This is a genomic window from Streptococcus sp. CCH5-D3, from assembly GCF_001556435.1.
In the GTDB taxonomy this organism is placed as follows: domain Bacteria; phylum Bacillota; class Bacilli; order Lactobacillales; family Streptococcaceae; genus Streptococcus.
Window position 1 is genome coordinate 1 of the sequence record NZ_LSIW01000142.1, and the last position, 16,024, is coordinate 16,024.

Consider the following 16,024-nt stretch of genomic DNA (forward strand, 5'->3'; position numbering starts at 1 on the left):
GTGCCGTTGGACCTGTTGGTGGTGTTGGTGCTTGTGGTTTACCAGGTACTTCAACTACCTCTGGAGTTGGTGGCGTTGGTGCCACTGGCTCTTTTGGTGGTGTTGGTGGTGTTGGTGCTTGTGGATTGATACCAACTGTTTTAATAACTGGTTTAACCGGTGCTGTTGGTGGTGTTGGTGCCTTAGGTTCTTCAGGTTTTTCACCTGGATTCTTAGGCAAACCAAGATTAGAGTTGATTGCGAACCAGTATACTGTTGGTGCACCATCAGCATTTGCACCTTCAGCAGTAAATACCAAGTGACCATTTGTCATCTTGATACCTGCACCTCCATAATAGAGGTAAGGTGAATCAGCGTTATCCCAACCTGTCAATTCAGACGTTGTCTCACCATTAAAGACTGCACCATGATCAATGTATTGGTTATCATTGACTGATGTTACTTCTTTAGTAGCAGCATCATAAGTAACTGATGATTTTGGAATAGCGATGAATTGGTTATCACCAATATTTACATATTCTTGGTGACGTGTTGATTGGTATTTTTTCTTAGGTGTGAATGTAATCAAACCAGTTTCAGCAGAAACGCTGTACGAACCAATAACATCATCTTTATCACCAAATGTATAATCTTGGTTACCAAGAGCGTGTCCATTACCACTACCTGAAGCATTAAGAGTTGTTACATCAGATGGAATTTCACGTGAGACAACCCATTCTGAACCATTCCAGTCAGTGATAGGAACAACTACCTTAAGTGGGTTCTCATCAGAAATATTAACAGTAGCGCCACCGAAATCAGCGTATCCAGATTTAGTAACAACTTCACCGTTTTGGATTGCCAAAGTAGAGCCATCTGCGTAAGGATTATATGTACCGCGGACAGTATTACCATTAACGTCTTTCGCTTCTACTGTAAGTGGACGTGGGCGCTCAGATGTTTCAACATAAGCTGCACCATTCCAGTGGTTTAGTGAGTTAAGTGCTACGATAGCATTACGCTCACTAAGGTTGAACATTTTACCATCTTTATCGTAAAACTCAACATCTACTGCTACTTTAACTGGTTTGTCTTGATCAGTTGATGCACCAACTGTCATAGTTACTGTTGGATCCTTACTGATTTTTGCGATACCTTTTCCGTCATTTGATGGAAGGCTAACAATTTCGTAGCGGTAAACAACACGTTTGATTGCTGATGCTTCATTCTCAACAAGCATGCTTGATTGGTTCAAGCCATCATAAGTAACAACAAATTTGTCACCTTCTTTAACTTGAATCCACTCGTCTTCAGTGTTTGTCCAAGGGCTATTTGAAACAATGTCAGATGCTTGTAACTTGTTAGAGTCATATTGGAAAACATTACTTGTGTTAAGACGCTCTTGTGCTTCTTTTGTCAAGAAGTTGCTTACACCTTCAACTTTGTGTGTCGCATCGTTTTCACGTTGGAAAGTCAATTCTTGAACAACTTCAGCATCTTTAAGGTTACGATATACAGGATCATTCATGTATTTATCGTAAGCTGTTTTAGCATCTTGGTATTGTTTAAGTGCTGTTTGGTAGACAGCTATTTTGTTTTGATACTCAAGGTACTCTTGGTCATATTTAGCTTTTTGCTCATTGTAGACAACCAAGGCAGCTTCGTATTTAGCTTTAGCATCTGCATTGTATTTTTCAATAGCTTGTTTTGTTTCAAGATCTGCTTCATAAGCTGCTTTCTTAGCGTTATAAAGTTCAAGATTCTTGTCATATGCTGCTTTTTCTACATCATATTTAGCTTTTGCTTCATTGTATGCTGCTAGCTCCGTTTGATATTTAGCTTCAGCTTCGGCGTTACGTTTTTCAGTAACAACTTTTTCAGCTACTTTATTATCATAGTTAGCTTTTTCAGCATTGTATTTGGCTTTATCGCTATTGTACTGAGCAAGAGCTGCTTCATAATCAGCCTTTGCTTGGTTATATGTTGCCAATTCTGCTTGGTATTTAGCTGCAGAAAGCGCATTTTCTTTATCAGCGGCTTCTTTTTCTGCTACCTTAGCATCATAAGTAACTTTCTTAGTCTTGTACTCTGAAAGAGCTGAGTCATAAGCTTGCTTAGCAATTTGGTATTGCTCTGAAGCTTTATCATAAGCTGTTTTTTCAGTATCATATTTAGCCTGTGCTTCAGCATTTGTTTTATCAGCAAGTGCTTTCTCAGCTAATTTGGCATCATAGTTTGCTTTTGCTTTATCATAGTCAGCTTTATCTGACTTGTATTGTTCTTTAGCCGCTTTATAATCAGAAACGACTGTATTGATTTTCTCTGCTTGTGCTTTATTATCTGCAGCAGCTGCTTCAACAGTTTCTTTGGTTTGAGCAGGTTCTTCCTTAACCTCAACCCCTTCGTTAGTTGCAGCTGTTTTTGCAGCTTCTAAGCTTGTATTTGTTACTTCACTCGTTGTAACAGTTGTGTTGCCTTCTTCAGTAACGTTAACAACTTTCTTTTCAGTTGAATCTGCTACGGCTGAAGTGTTTTCTTCAACAGCATCTGTTGCTTCAACTGCTGGTGTTGCTGAATCTGTAGTTGTTGCTACCTCATCAGCGCTTGCATTTGAAGCTCCTACTGCAAGAACTGCAGTCCCCAAAAGAACAGAAGCCGCACCAAGGCTAGACTTTCTGAGTGAATAACGTTGTAATTCCTTTTTCCCCATTTAAATTACGTCCTTCTATATTTAGTTATGTTCATATTCTAACAAAAGAAAGAACCATGTCAATTTGAGATATCTCATAAAAACACGCATTCCTTTAAATTCGATTAGATTCTTAAATTCAAATACTTTTTAATATCAAAATATTTGATAGACAAAACCCTATTATTAATAGCGTTTTCGATACAAAAAGGAGGTTTAATTTTATAATATCTAGTCCAATTCGCTTTAATGTTTTTTTATTGAAAAGATTATGAAAAATACATAACTATACGTTTTCATGCTACTTTTCATTGCGAGAATTAGTTCTTGATAACCTATTTCAGCTAAATTCTTTCTTCTAGTTTCCTAAATTAGTTTTAACAATCAAACTAGTTTAAGCTGATAAAACTCAAAGAATAGATAACAAAAAAAGACTAGACTGTCTTGCACAGCAAAACAAACTAATCTTTCATATTTCCTATTAATGTTTACGTTTGCGAACTGACCATAGACCTGAAAGGGCCATTGAAAGCAAGCCTAGACCTGTTACAGATGCTAATTTTTGGTTAGATTCCCCTGTTTCTGGTAATTTTTCAGTGTATATGCCTTGTGTTTGATTCTTAGCAACGACTGTTGAAGTTGAAACGACACTTGGTCCTGTAGGTGTTCCAGGAGTTTTTGGTTTTTGAGGAGTTGGTGGCGTCGTTGGTACTGGACGTGTTACGCGCTCAACAAGGTAATTCTTATGCCATTTTACTTTAGGAGTCACAAGCTCTTTAGGTGAAACAGGTTTATTAGGTACGTTTACCACAACCATAGTTGGTGGTGTAGGTGCTTTAGGTTCTGTTGGTGGTGTTGGTTTGGTTGGCTCTCCAGGTACATCTACAACTACTGGTGTAGGTGGAGTCGGCGCTTTTGGCTCTACTGGAGCCGTAATCTTACGTGGCTCTACTGGCACTTCAACTAAAGCTGGAGTTGGCGGCGTTGGAGCTTTTGGTTCTGTTGGAGCCTTAGGTTCCTCTGCATCAACTGTAACAACAGTGTAGTTAGGTTCTGTCGGTGGTGTTGGCGCTTTAGGTTCTTCTGGTTTGCTTGGTTCCGCTGGAACTTCAACAACTGTCGGAGTTGGTGGTGTTGGAGCCTTAGGCTCTGTTGGAGCTGTTGGACCCTCAGCATCAACTGTGACCACTGTATAAGAAGGTTCTACCGGTGCCACAGGAGCTGTTGGTGGCGTTGGTTCTATTGGTTCAGCTGGAAGTTTATCCAAAGTAATCGTTGGTGGCGTTGGCGCCTTTGGTTCTTCTGGAGCTGTTGGCTCTTTTGGTGCTTCACCAGGATTTTTTGGAATACCAACATTTGAGTTAATCGCAAACCAATATACTGTTGGTTGACCAGCAGCATTAGCTCCATTGGCCGTAAATACCAAGTGACCATCAGCCATCTTTAAGCCTGCTCCACCATAATAGAGATATGGAGAAGATGGATTATCCCAACCTTCAAGAGTCGTTGAAGATTCACCATTAAAGATAGACCCATGTTCAATGTATTGGTTATCTTTAAACGACGTTACTTCTTTAGTAGCGGCATCATAAGAAACACTAGAATTTGGAATTGGAATATATCTATTATTGCCAATATTTACAGACTCTTGGTGCTCTACATTTTCAAATTTCTTCTTAGGAGTAAAGATGATACGTCCTGAAGTTGGATCAATAGTGTAAGAACCAATCACATCATCTTTACCGTCTAATGTGAACTCATCTGTTCCGATAGAGTGACCATTCCCAGCACCTGAAACATTGACTGAAGTTGCGTCAATAACAGTTTCTTCACTAACTGTAAATTCACTACCATTCCACGTTGCTTTTTGTGCCACAATTTTAATTGGATTTTCAGCAGAGATAGTGACGTCAGCAGTACCAAAGTCAGCTGTTCCATTTTTAACAACAACTGCATTGTTTTCAATGCTCATTGATGAACCATCTGCATATGGATTCCAAGTTCCTCGAACAGTCTTACCATCTTTATCCTTGGCTTCTACTGTAAGGGCACGAGGTTTATCTCCACTATCCACATAAGAAGCACCTGTCCAGTGGTTAAGGGAATTAAGCGCAACAATAGCGTTATGCTGTGTCAAATCAAACTTATTGCCATTACCATCATAAAATTCAATATCTACAGCCACCTTAACGGGTTTATTTTGGTCTGTTGAAGCACCGACTGTTAGTGTTACAGTTGGGTCTGAGCTAACGGCTGCAATTCCTTTACCGTCATTTGATGGAAGACTCAAAATTTCATAGCGATAAATCACGCGCTTGATCGGATGCATATCCGTATTTTCACGCATGCTTGACTGATTCAAATTGTCATAGGTTACAACAAATTTGTCACCTTCCTTAATTTGAATAAATTCAGTTTCATTATTGGCCCAAGGACTAGTTGCTACAATATCTGAAGCTTCCAATTTATTGGAATCATACTGATGTACATTGCTTGTATTCAAACGAGCTTGAGCATCACGAGTGAGATAAGCGCTGATGCCATTGATGGTATGAATGGCTCCACCTTCACGTTGGAAGGTCAAATCTTGAACAGTTTCTACATCTTTCAGATCTTGGAAACCATTATCATTCATGTACTTATCATAGGCTGCTTTAGCATCTTTGTACTGTGCCAAAGCTGTTTGATATTCAGCAAGTTTTGTTTGGTAGGTAGCAAAATCTTTGCCGTATTGCTCTAAATCTACATTGTATTTTGCAAGCTCAACTTCATACTTAGCTTTTGCAGCATCTTCTTCTGCTTTAATAGCAACAAGTTGATCATAGGCTGCTTTATCTTTATCGTATTGCGCTTTCTTAGCTTGGTATTCTTGTAAATCTTTATCGTATTGTGCTTTAGCTGTATTGTAAACAGCCATTTCTGCATCATACTTGGCTTTAGCTTCCGCATTTGCCTTATCAGCAGTTGCTTTTTCGGCTACTTTGGCATCGTAGGCTGCTTTAGCAGTCTTGTAGGCAGCTAAATCAGTTTGATATTTTTGGTAAGCCGTATTGTAAGCAGCAAGATCTTTCTCATATTGCTCTTGAGCTGCCTTATCAGTAATTTCTGCTTGTGTTTTCTCAGCTACTTTAGCATCATAGGCTGCTTTTTTCGTATTGTATTCAGCTAGAGCGGCATCATACAAAGCCTTATTTGTCTTATATTCAGACAAGGCTGCTTCGTAAGTGACCATTTCCGCATCATACTTAGCTTTAGCTTCTGCATTAGCTACGTCAGCTGCTGCTTTTTCGGCTACTTTAGCATCGTAGGCGGCTTTGGCAGTCTTGTAGGCAGCTAAATCGGTTTGATATTTTTCGTAAGCGGCATTATAAGTAGCTAAATCTTTCTTATACTGCTCTTGAGCTGCCTTGTTTTCGATTTCTGTACGAACTTTTTCAGCTACTTTAGCATCATAAGATTCCTTCTCAGCATCATATTTTGCCTTGTCTTTGCTGTACTGAGCCATAGCAGCTTCATAGTTCTTCTTAGCAGTTTCATAAACAGCCAACTGTACTTTGTAATCGGCTTCTGACTTAGCATTAGCTGCATCGGCAGCTGCTTTTTCTGCTACTTTAGAATCATAAGTTAATTTTTGAGTATTATACTCTTCCAATGCTGCATCATAGGCTTTTTTATCAGCTTGGTATTTAGCTAACCCTTTTTCATAAGCAGCTTGATCAGTATCATACTGTGCTTTAGAAGCAGCGTTTGCTTTATCAGCTGCTGCTTTTTCGGCCACTTTAGCATCGTACTCAGCCTTAGCTTTATCATACTCAGCTACATCTTTTTTGTGGCTTTCTTTTGCCTTCTGATAATCCGAAACAACCGTGTTAATCTCTTTTGATTGAGCTTGATTGTCAGCAATAGCACCCTCTAGGGATGTATGTGTTTGAGGTGCAGTTTCTTCGACTTCTACCCCTTCTTTTACCGCAGAAGTTTTAGCATCCTCAAGACTATCAGTTGTAACAACACTTGTTGTTACAGTGGTATTTCCTTCTTCTTTAACAGAAACAACTTGCTTCTCTGAATGATCAACAGTTGTTGCCGGATCAGCAGCAGTATCTGTTAGTACAGAAGCACTAAGCGGTGTATCAGTAGCAGCTGAAGTTGAAACCTCATCTGCATGTACACCAGTTGCCCCCATCGCAAGAATGGTTGTACCCAAAAGAACAGAAGCAGCTCCAAAGCTATACTTTCTGATTGAAAAACGTTGTGAATCTTTTCTTCCCATATCACAAATTTCCTTCTATATTTTCTTAACACCTAAAGTCTATCACTTTTAAACTTTCTGTCAATAGAATTGTCTTAATATTTCCAAAAATTTACACTCATTTTCAATTTGTAAGTATTATTTAATTGATTCTTTAGTTTAAAAGGATAGCTACCTTAATTTTATATGTTACTTCTTCTGAAAATTAGAATTAAATTGCACAATATAAGCTTGATATTAAAGCTTTGTTAATTATTTTTGCGACTCTTTTTGTTAAAGTATCAAAAAGAGCCCCAAGGGGCTCAAATCTTTATATCATTGGGATATGTTCTGTTACTTGCTTCATTAATTTGATAACAATACCTAATGACAATCCAAGTTCATATATCAGAAATCATTGACTTAAGATTTTTTTGACCAAGGCCTTCAAATCTGGAACTACTTCTTCCATAAGCCATGGATTTTTGGCTTGCCATATATTATTTCTAGGAGAGGGATGAACGAGAGGAAAAAACTCTGGGAGATAATCTTTATAATGCTTAACTGTATCCGTTAATTTTGCCGATGATTTTTGATGCAAATAGTAACGCTGTGCATAGTTACCTACTAAAATCGTCAATTGAATATCAGGAGCTAAAGCAAGAACTTTCTCATGCCACTTGTCTGCAAATCCTTTGCGAGGAGGTAAATCACCTGATTTACCATGACCTGGGAAATAAAAATCCATTGGTACAATAGCAAACATGCCAGATTCATAAAATTCTTCGCGTGAAACACCCATCCAATCCCTAAGATTATCACCGCTAGGATCATTCCAATAAAGACCGGACTCTTGGGCGCGAATACCAGGAGCTTGTCCTACGATATTAATTCGTGCCGTTTTTGGAATGGTAAACAAGGGTTTTATACCTTGTTCCGTAAAAGCTTTATTTTGTTCATCGGACATGATTGCTTGTGTTAATTCATCGAGTGTTTCCATATTTTCCTCCTCAAAAAAGAGACAAAACCGTCTCTCTTTTTTATTTGATTAACTCATAGATAGCTTCTGCATAAATGGCAGCTGCACGGTACAAGTCTTCAACCTCAGTAAACTCATTGGCTTGGTGCATAGTGTTGACATAACCAGGGAACATAGCTCCATAGGCAACACCACGTTTTAGGAGACGTCCAAATGTACCACCACCAATAATTTGTTCATGACCTTTAAGTCCTGTTTGTTTCTCATAGACTGAAAGAAGGGTCTCTACCATAGGATCATTAACTGGTACATAGTGTGGCACATGACCATGTTCTGAGAGACTAACAGCCTTAGGACCTTCAAGTTTTTCAAGGCCGGCCTTAATACCGTCTACATCAACGCCTTGAGGGTAGCGGAAATTCAAAGCGATTGTATTATCTGCTGATTCCTTATTGAAATGAAACACCCCAGCATTCATGGTCAATTCACCCATCTTAGGATCTGTGTAAGCAAGACCTACTTTTTCACCAAAGAAATCTTTATGCAATGTTTCAGCAATTAAATCCAAATACTTTTTAGCATTACCTTGGAAATCAAATTGGCTAAGGAAGAGTGCCAAGTAGGTTGCTCCATTAATACCATTTTGAGGCATCATACCATGAGCAGATTTCCCATGAATAATCACATGGAAAACACCCGCTTCCTCGGTCACTTGACCAGTAACTTCTTGCTCCGCAACAAAGTCTCCTAATTTGGCCTCGAGTTCTTTCAAAGTGGTAGGCCCAGTAAAATATGCACTTGCTGATTCAGGAACCATATTTTCACGCAAACCACCATTAAATGACACAAGACTAAAGTCCCCATCATTTTGACCTTCAAAATGGAGATAGGCTGTAATATTACCTTTTTCACCATTGATAATTGGGAATTCTGCATCAGGTGAAAAACCAAAATCAGGATCTTTCAATCCATTATGAGCGAAGTAATAATCCATATCGCCCCAACCAGATTCTTCATCAGTACCAACAATGAAACGCACACGCTTAGATACTGGAAGCTCGAGTTCTTTAATAATTTTCAAGGCATAGTAACAAGCCATTGTTGGGCCTTTATCATCTGATGACCCACGAGCATAAAGTTTGCCATCTTTGATTACAGGTTCATAAGGATCTGTATCCCAACCACTCCCAGCTGGAACCACATCCAAGTGTGCAAAGATACCCAATACTTCATCACCTTGACCAAATTCAAAGTCACCAGCATAATTATCAATATTACGAGTTTTATAACCATCACGTTCAGCTAAAGCAAGAAAATGTTCCAAAGCTTTTACTGGTCCAGGACCAAATGGGTGCTTATCATCAACCTTACTGTCATCACGTTCTGAGTTAATACGCAAAAGACCAAAAAGGTCCTCCATCAAGGCATCTTTGCGCTTATCAACTTCGGCACGAAAATCAATTGTCATAATTTACTCCTTACTGTCTCTAGTTAGCACTATTTTACCATTTTTAGTAAGAGTTTTCATCCCTTATAAACAAAGCCAATAAAAAATGCAATCCCTTACCGAATGTCAAAAGACTTCATACCATCTTCAATAGAATGTGAAAAATTTCCTTAATCAGGAACACTCGAATCAAAGTAATACTATTGCTTTCGACTAGAAAATCCTACCCTTGGTTACTGATTTTTTTTTACTTTAGGCTTTACTATCGAAATCACTCACATTGTAACATTGCGATATTATCATTTCAAGAATTTCCAAAAACTTTAGAATATTCTCTTAATTAATGCTATAATAGGACTATCAAAACTAAGGAGATGCATTATGCCATTTGTAAAAATTGATCTCTTTGAAGGTCGTACTGAAGAACAAAAAATCGAACTTGCTCGCGAAGTTACTGAGGTTGTATCACGTGTTGCAAAAGCACCTAAAGAAGCTATTCATGTTTTCATTAATGATATGCCAGAGGGAACTTACTACCCACATGGTGAAATGAAGAAGAAAAACTAATCATCATTAAGCAGTCACATCCGTGGCTGCTTTTGATATAAAAAAACTGGAAAGAAACTCCAGTTTTTTTATATTATCGTTGGTAATTCATCATCGTCGTCAAAATTCTCAACGACTTCTTCACCAGGCAATGGTTTTTGTAGTTTTCCCAAGATAAAACGTGAGATTGGACCAACCACTAGAAAATTAAGTGGTAAAGCCATGATAACATTTGTCAACCAAGCACGACCATAGGATAATAACGTCACCGACTGACTGTTGTAAACTAATCCATAGAATGACATAAACGTTACCATGAGTAGCGCCATGGTCCCAGAAATCACTAAAATCTTTGCCCATCGTTTATCATGGGCTTTTACTTTATGCAAAATTGCAAATGCTATTGTTTTGGCTAGTGGCCCCACCAAAAGCATATCAAGTAAGAAAGCAACCACAAATCCAGGAAAATAACCTTGGAAAAAGTGACCCCAAGCAAAGGGAACTACTCCAGTCCAATCAAGGATGAGAAGATTCCAGAGACTCATCCCACAGACCATCATTCCACACATCAAAAACGTAAAAAGCAAAGCTTCTTTAAAATTACGAGGCATTAAAATTCTCCATTTCTAAGAGTTCTCTTTTAGCATATCAAAAATATTTTTTCCTCGTAAGTTAAATTTCTCTCATGAAAACGTATTATTTTAGGATAGTTTCCATTTCTGTATATCTCGGTTTCATACCTAAACGTTCGTAAAAACGTAGAGCACCTGCATTATCATTCCATACGTGAAGTGTCAGATTATAACAACCTAGCTCCTTAGCATAGTCCAAGGCAAATTGGTAAAGCTTTTCTCCTAATTTTTGACCTCGAGCTTCCTTATCAACACATAAATCATCAATAAAAAGAGTCTTAACAGCCTTTTGTGGACCATCATTTTCAGTTTCTTCTTTAATCATTAAGAAAAGATGGCCCAAGATACGCCCTTCGTCATCCTCGTACACAAAAACAGGTTTTTTTGAATCATTAATTACTGCTTCTAACTCTGCATCTGTAAATTTACTGCCTTTTGACTTAAAAACATCAGGGCGTGCTTGATGATGAACAATAAGAATCTGCTCCAATAACTCCTGTAATCTTGGAATATCTTCAAATTTTGCTAAACGAATCATGATTACCTCCACAAAAAAAGATGGGTAAGACCCACCTTAATTCTTATTTACCAAGTTTTGCTTTAGCTGCATCTGCAAGAGCTGTGAAAGCTGCTGCATCGTTAACTGCCAAATCAGCAAGCATTTTACGGTTAACTTCGATTTCAGCCAATTTCAAACCGTGCATCAATTGTGAGTATGACAAACCGTTCAAACGAGCTGCCGCATTGATACGTGTGATCCAAAGTTTACGGAAATCACGTTTCTTTTGACGACGGTCACGGTATGCATAGTAGTAAGAGTTCATTACTTGTTCTTTTGCAGTACGGAACAAGATGTGTTTTGCACCATAGTAACCTTTAGCAAGTTTCAATACACGTTTACGACGTTTGCGTGATACAACGCCACCTTTAACACGAGCCATTTATATATTCCTCCGAATTAATTCTAGTTTAGTTAATTTGTAATGCTTTTAGCGAATTAACGCATTTGTGAAAGCATTGATTTGATACGTTTAAAGTCACCTGAATGTACCATTGACGCTTTACGAAGGTGACGACGTTGTTTTTTAGTTTTACCGTGGAAACGGTGAGATGTGAAGGCACGGAAGCGTTTCAATCCACCTGAACCTGTACGTTTGAAACGTTTAGCTGATGCGCGGTGTGTTTTTTGTTTTGGCATTTTAAAATTCTCCTCTTAAAATAGTGTTAGTTTGACAATTATTTTTTGTCAGGAATTGGTGCAAGTTGCATGAACATTTGACGTCCATCCATCTTCGCTCTTTGCTCAATAATCGCAATATCTTGCGTTTTTTCAGCAAATTCCGCCAAGACCTTAGCTCCGATTTCTTTGTGAGTAATCATACGACCTTTAAATCGGATAGAAACTTTAACCTTGTTTCCTTTTTCAAGGAATTTACGGCCATTACGAAGTTTAGTTTCAAAGTCACCTTTATCAATAACTGGACTCAAACGAACTTCTTTAACGGTAACAACGCTTTGTTTCTTACGTTGTTCTTTTTGTTTCTTTTGATACTCAAATTTGAACTTACCGTAGTCCATAATCTTCGCAACAGGTGGCGTAGCTTGTGGTTGGATGAGAACCAAGTCAACATTTGCATCATCTGCAATAGCTTGTGCTTCTGACAATGGTTTAATTCCCAATTGTTCACCATCAAGACCAACAAGACGAACTTCGCGAACGCGAATTTCATCGTTAATGAATAGATCTTTCTTAGCTATGATCTTCACCTCTTTATTTTTTTAGAGAAAAACAAAGCGGACTTGATATACAAGCCCGCACACATAATATCCCTAGAGGGATTTGACATGTTGGGCCAGACAACCTAAGTCGCAAGGCGAGAAGTTCTCACTTCTGCTTTTCTCATTGTTAATAGTATAACAAGTGAGTCATCCTTTGTCAATAATTTTTTTTGCTTTTTCTTGAATAAATTCCACAACACCATCAATAGACACACCTGTAGTATCAAAAGTGATGGCATCTTCCGCTGGTTTAAGAGGTGACACCTTACGATGACTATCTTTATAGTCACGTTCAGCAATTTCTTTTTTTAGAGTCTCAAGGTCAGCAGGGATACCTTTTTCGATATTTTCCTTATAACGGCGTTCCGCACGTTCATCAACTGAGGCAATCAAGAAGATTTTTAGTTCTGCATCAGGCAAAACCACGGTCCCGATATCACGACCATCCATGATAATAGCCCCATCTTGAGCGATACGTTGTTGTTGCGCAACGAGTTCTTGACGCACTTCAGGAATAGCTGCGACCCAAGAAACATTATTTGTAACTTGGTTATCACGAATTGGGTGTGTAATATCGACATCACCTACATAAACTTGCTGACTACCATCTGCTGCTTTTCCGAATGAAATCGGATATTGAGATAGTTGCTCCAAAATTTCTGGTACATTTTCCTCAGTTAAACCATTCTGCAAGGCCAAATAAGTTGCAGATCGGTACATGGCACCTGTGTCAAGATAAGTATAGCCAAGATCTTTTGCAATAATCTTGGCTACTGTACTTTTTCCACTTGACGCAGGACCATCAATAGCAATTCTAATATCTTTCATGATGTTCCTTTGCTTTAAAAATTATTGAACGTTAACGACGTCACCTGGGTTAGCATACCAGTAACCATTTGTCATGTGATCAGGGTTAAGACGTTCCAATTCATCTACAGAAATACCTGCACGTGCGGCGATTGAACCAGCACCTTCACCAGATTGAACAACAATTGATGAACCATCTGCTGCTGCCGTAGCGCTTGATGGTGTTGTCTCAGCTGACTCAGTTGCATCTTCTTTTACTACATGTTTAGAAGAGCTTGATGCTTTAGTTGAAGATGATTTCTCTTTTGATGATTTTTCTTTTGAAGATTTTTCTGTATTAGATTTCTCACTTTCCTCATCTTTGTTTGAGTCTTTCTCGCTAGATGAAGATTTAACAACTTTGCTAGTTGATGATGAGTAGAATCCAGATGATTCCTTAGATTCCGCAGTTTTGTTTCCACCGACATTTGAAGTATAGAAAACAAAGAACAAAATACATACAACAATAACAAAGAATAATCCAAGCAAGACTGTCAAGAATGATGAATTAATGAAGCCACCACCTTTTTCGCGTTTTTCATCAGAAGGAGTTACATCCTCTTCTTCTTCATAATCCTCAAACTCATCTTCATCATCTAGAAAATCAGCGTCAACTACTTCTTCCAACTCTTCGTCAGAAACCTTATCTTCCCATGGTTTTTTACTCATGATATTCTCCTTGTAAAAACAATAAATCTATTTTAAAATAATACTATGAAAGTATCATTAATTCCAGAAAAATGTATCGCTTGTGGTTTGTGCCAAACCTACTCTCCCGTCTTCGATTATGATGACGAAGGTATTGTTAGGTTCAGAGATAGCGACCAACTCAATCAAATTATTGAAAACACCCCTGAGACTTTGACTGCTGTCAAGTCTTGTCCCACTAAAGCCCTTATTTGCGAAGTTTAAGCTTGAGGGCTTTTTTTGATTCCTCATAAAAGGCAAAGTAATCAAAGTTAGTCATATGATCCAATAGCTCTACCTCACCTTTGAAATCAGGGTGAAGCGCTAAAGCATCTAAGAAATATTTCTTTGGCCACTTTCTCATATAAAACTGACGTTTTTTACCATTTTTAAAAATAAGGCTCAAGCCAGTTTTAATAACTTCGACTTTTTCAATATCACTAATTTTCACTTTGCGTGGTTTAAAAATATTGAAAGAAACAATACGCAGAATCCCATGATCTTCAATAATAAAGTAACGATGGAAACCTAAACCAAACAAGGCAACGAAAATAGTGAAGAGCATCAAAATATGTGAGGGCACCGAGTACAACTCGAACAGAAGGGCCGCCGCAATAAAGATTGGCGTGATGGCTAAAGACCAGTAGATGATTAGCCAAGATAATTCGGGTTGCCAATGGTAACGATACTTGCCGAAAATTTTAATCATCTCAGCACCTCCATTACTTCTAATTTTACCATAAAATCAGTATTTAGCAAGCTCTATTAAGGTTTACTGACAATTCCAAGAATAACATCTACGGCTTTTTCCATTGTCTGCAAGGAAACAAACTCATATCGACCATGCATATTTTCGCCCCCAGCAAAAAGGTTTGGAGTTGGAATACCCATAAATGAAATCTTTGAACCATCTGTTCCACCACGAATGGGTTCAATAACTGGCGTAATATCCAATTCCTCCATAACTCCTTTAGCCAACTCAACAGGCGTCATATCTTTTTCAATAACCTGACGCATATTATAGTATTGATCTTTGAGTACCAAATCAACTCGTGTCTGACCATAAGTTTTATTCATTTCAACGGCAATCTTTTGGAAGGTTGCTTTACGATTTTCAAAAGACTCTGTTTCAAAATCACGGATGATATAAGATGCTTTTGCTTCTTCAACAGTACCTGTCATGGTTTGAAGATGGTTGAAACCTTGATAGCCATCTGTCAACTCAGGGCGTTCTTCTGCTGGTAACTGATTATGAAAATCAATTGCCAACTGCAGGGCATTGACCATTTGGTCTTTTGCTGTTCCAGGATGAACATTACGTCCATGGAAGGTAAGTTCTGCTCCCGCAGCAGAGAAGGTTTCATACTGTAATTCACCCAATGGGCCACCATCAACTGTGTAGGCAAAATCAACATCAAAATCATCGACATCAAATTTATCTGCGCCAATTCCAATTTCTTCATCAGGACCAAAGCCTACACGAATCTCACAATGTCTGATTTCAGGATGAGCCTTCAAATAAGCCAAGGCTGTCATGATTTCTGCAATGCCAGACTTATCATCAGCTCCAAGAAGAGTGGTGCCATTTGTCGTAATAAGTGTCTGACCGACATAATTCTTGAGATTTGGAAAATCTGCTGGATCTAGGTTATAACCTGAACTTCCAAGGGGTATGATACCTCCATCATAAGAGTCAATGACTTGAGGTGACACACCTTCTGCATTAAAATCAGCAGTATCCATATGTGAGATGAAACCAATCTTACGTGTTAATTGGTCATCGTTAGCCGGAAGGGTTGCCACTAGGTAACCATTACTTTCCAAATAATGGATGTTACTTAAACCTAGTTCTTCTAATTCTGGTTTTAGAACCTTCAAAGCAAAATCTACCTGGCTTTGTGTTGTTGGTGTTCTTGTCGCATTTTCGTCACTACGTGTATTGATTTTAACGTAACGTAAAAAACGCTCTAAGAGTAAATCGTAGCCCATAAGCACTCCTTTAGTTGTATTTAGTATTTACCTCAATTATAGCATAAAAACCCATCATATTGATGGGTTAACCGTATAACTTAAACTTTAGATTCTTTTTCGTAGTAAGACTTAATCCCTGCCACAATTGCGTTAGCTAAAGTCTCTTGATAAGCAGAGGTATTCAAACGGGCTGCTTCTTGAGGATTTGACAAGAAGCCAAGTTCAAGGAGAACTGCTGGCG

The 16,024-nt window shown here is 38.3% G+C and carries 16 protein-coding genes and 1 other annotated feature; of the genes, 2 read left to right on the top strand and 14 right to left on the bottom strand.

The window, feature by feature from the left end; all coding sequences use genetic code 11:
• From AX662_RS09185 to pepV, 4 genes are all read right to left on the bottom strand, one after another.
• Nucleotides 1-2,689 (bottom strand): GbpC/Spa domain-containing protein (locus AX662_RS09185; RefSeq protein ID WP_060972252.1); only part of this gene is annotated, 2,689 nt, incomplete at its 3' end.
• 460 nt (nt 2,690-3,149) lie between these two features.
• Nucleotides 3,150-6,938 carry a GbpC/Spa domain-containing protein gene (locus AX662_RS09190; RefSeq protein ID WP_060972253.1) on the bottom strand — a complete coding sequence of 1,263 codons (3,789 nt, stop codon included), beginning with the start codon at nt 6,936-6,938 and terminating at the stop codon, nt 3,150-3,152.
• Nucleotides 6,939-7,311: 373 nt separating this feature from the next.
• On the bottom strand, nt 7,312-7,896 hold the full coding sequence (locus tag AX662_RS09195) for a uracil-DNA glycosylase family protein (RefSeq protein WP_060972254.1): 585 nt from the start codon (nt 7,894-7,896) through the stop codon (nt 7,312-7,314).
• A 40-nt stretch (nt 7,897-7,936) separates the two neighbouring features.
• The gene (pepV, locus tag AX662_RS09200) at nt 7,937-9,343 is read right to left on the bottom strand and encodes a dipeptidase PepV (RefSeq protein WP_060972255.1); all 1,407 of its coding nucleotides are present in this window, start codon (nt 9,341-9,343) and stop codon (nt 7,937-7,939) included.
• Nucleotides 9,344-9,703: 360 nt separating this feature from the next.
• On the opposite strand from pepV, the gene AX662_RS09205 reads away from it, so the two are divergent.
• Nucleotides 9,704-9,889: a 4-oxalocrotonate tautomerase gene (locus AX662_RS09205; protein WP_002885057.1), complete on the top strand. Its 186-nt coding sequence runs from the start codon at nt 9,704-9,706 to the stop codon at nt 9,887-9,889.
• A gap of 68 nt (nt 9,890-9,957) precedes the next feature.
• On the opposite strand, the gene AX662_RS10995 is transcribed toward AX662_RS09205, so the two are convergent.
• The 7 genes from AX662_RS10995 to AX662_RS09240 all read right to left on the bottom strand — a co-directional run bounded on the left by AX662_RS10995 (nt 9,958) and on the right by AX662_RS09240 (nt 13,794).
• Nucleotides 9,958-10,479, bottom strand: coding sequence for a hypothetical protein (locus AX662_RS10995; RefSeq protein ID WP_060972256.1), 522 nt, complete (start codon nt 10,477-10,479; stop codon nt 9,958-9,960).
• Between the two features lie 85 nt (nt 10,480-10,564).
• Nucleotides 10,565-11,038, bottom strand: a complete 474-nt coding sequence (locus AX662_RS09215) for a GNAT family N-acetyltransferase (RefSeq protein WP_060972257.1) — start codon at nt 11,036-11,038, stop codon at nt 10,565-10,567.
• Nucleotides 11,039-11,081: 43 nt separating this feature from the next.
• Nucleotides 11,082-11,441 carry a 50S ribosomal protein L20 gene (rplT, locus tag AX662_RS09220; RefSeq protein ID WP_002885090.1) on the bottom strand — a complete coding sequence of 120 codons (360 nt, stop codon included), beginning with the start codon at nt 11,439-11,441 and terminating at the stop codon, nt 11,082-11,084.
• A gap of 56 nt (nt 11,442-11,497) precedes the next feature.
• A complete protein-coding gene (gene rpmI / locus AX662_RS09225; RefSeq protein WP_002885093.1) occupies nt 11,498-11,698 on the bottom strand; it encodes a 50S ribosomal protein L35 in 201 nt (66 codons plus the stop codon).
• 38 nt (nt 11,699-11,736) lie between these two features.
• Nucleotides 11,737-12,267: a translation initiation factor IF-3 gene (gene infC, locus AX662_RS09230; RefSeq protein ID WP_002885108.1), complete on the bottom strand. Its 531-nt coding sequence runs from the start codon at nt 12,265-12,267 to the stop codon at nt 11,737-11,739.
• Between the two features lie 13 nt (nt 12,268-12,280).
• Nucleotides 12,281-12,403, bottom strand: a sequence feature (ribosomal protein L20 leader region).
• A gap of 23 nt (nt 12,404-12,426) precedes the next feature.
• Nucleotides 12,427-13,107: a (d)CMP kinase gene (gene cmk / locus AX662_RS09235; RefSeq protein WP_060972258.1), complete on the bottom strand. Its 681-nt coding sequence runs from the start codon at nt 13,105-13,107 to the stop codon at nt 12,427-12,429.
• A 21-nt stretch (nt 13,108-13,128) separates the two neighbouring features.
• The gene (locus AX662_RS09240) at nt 13,129-13,794 is read right to left on the bottom strand and encodes an SAG1386/EF1546 family surface-associated protein (RefSeq protein ID WP_060972259.1); all 666 of its coding nucleotides are present in this window, start codon (nt 13,792-13,794) and stop codon (nt 13,129-13,131) included.
• A 45-nt stretch (nt 13,795-13,839) separates the two neighbouring features.
• On the opposite strand from AX662_RS09240, the gene AX662_RS10455 reads away from it, so the two are divergent.
• Nucleotides 13,840-14,037: a ferredoxin gene (locus AX662_RS10455; RefSeq protein ID WP_002890861.1), complete on the top strand. Its 198-nt coding sequence runs from the start codon at nt 13,840-13,842 to the stop codon at nt 14,035-14,037.
• Here AX662_RS10455 and AX662_RS09245 read toward each other — a convergent pair.
• The 3 genes from AX662_RS09245 to AX662_RS11065 form a co-directional block, all read right to left on the bottom strand.
• A complete protein-coding gene (locus AX662_RS09245; protein ID WP_002890860.1) occupies nt 14,021-14,521 on the bottom strand; it encodes an EbsA family protein in 501 nt (166 codons plus the stop codon). The two genes, AX662_RS10455 and AX662_RS09245, sit on opposite strands and share 17 nt — an antisense overlap.
• Before the next feature lie 56 nt (nt 14,522-14,577).
• Entirely contained in the window at nt 14,578-15,801 is a 1,224-nt protein-coding gene (pepT, locus tag AX662_RS09250; RefSeq protein WP_060972260.1) for a peptidase T, read from the bottom strand.
• Nucleotides 15,802-15,881: 80 nt separating this feature from the next.
• On the bottom strand, nt 15,882-16,024 hold a 143-nt coding region (locus tag AX662_RS11065; RefSeq protein ID WP_197414705.1), incomplete at its 5' end, for an N-acetylmuramoyl-L-alanine amidase family protein.

What these genes read in the sequence shown, in the direction of transcription:
- AX662_RS10455 (WP_002890861.1), top strand. Translation starts at nt 13,840, where the DNA reads ATGAAAGTATCATTAATTCCAGAAAAATGTATCGCTTGTGGTTTGTGC.
- cmk (WP_060972258.1), bottom strand. Translation starts at nt 13,107, where the DNA reads ATGAAAGATATTAGAATTGCTATTGATGGTCCTGCGTCAAGTGGAAAA.
- AX662_RS09245 (WP_002890860.1), bottom strand. Translation starts at nt 14,521, where the DNA reads ATGATTAAAATTTTCGGCAAGTATCGTTACCATTGGCAACCCGAATTA.
- AX662_RS09190 (WP_060972253.1), bottom strand. Translation starts at nt 6,938, where the DNA reads ATGGGAAGAAAAGATTCACAACGTTTTTCAATCAGAAAGTATAGCTTT.
- AX662_RS10995 (WP_060972256.1), bottom strand. Translation starts at nt 10,479, where the DNA reads ATGCCTCGTAATTTTAAAGAAGCTTTGCTTTTTACGTTTTTGATGTGT.
- rpmI (WP_002885093.1), bottom strand. Translation starts at nt 11,698, where the DNA reads ATGCCAAAACAAAAAACACACCGCGCATCAGCTAAACGTTTCAAACGT.
- AX662_RS09205 (WP_002885057.1), top strand. Translation starts at nt 9,704, where the DNA reads ATGCCATTTGTAAAAATTGATCTCTTTGAAGGTCGTACTGAAGAACAA.
- AX662_RS09240 (WP_060972259.1), bottom strand. Translation starts at nt 13,794, where the DNA reads ATGAGTAAAAAACCATGGGAAGATAAGGTTTCTGACGAAGAGTTGGAA.
- pepV (WP_060972255.1), bottom strand. Translation starts at nt 9,343, where the DNA reads ATGACAATTGATTTTCGTGCCGAAGTTGATAAGCGCAAAGATGCCTTG.
- AX662_RS09195 (WP_060972254.1), bottom strand. Translation starts at nt 7,896, where the DNA reads ATGGAAACACTCGATGAATTAACACAAGCAATCATGTCCGATGAACAA.
- pepT (WP_060972260.1), bottom strand. Translation starts at nt 15,801, where the DNA reads ATGGGCTACGATTTACTCTTAGAGCGTTTTTTACGTTACGTTAAAATC.
- AX662_RS09215 (WP_060972257.1), bottom strand. Translation starts at nt 11,038, where the DNA reads ATGATTCGTTTAGCAAAATTTGAAGATATTCCAAGATTACAGGAGTTA.
- rplT (WP_002885090.1), bottom strand. Translation starts at nt 11,441, where the DNA reads ATGGCTCGTGTTAAAGGTGGCGTTGTATCACGCAAACGTCGTAAACGT.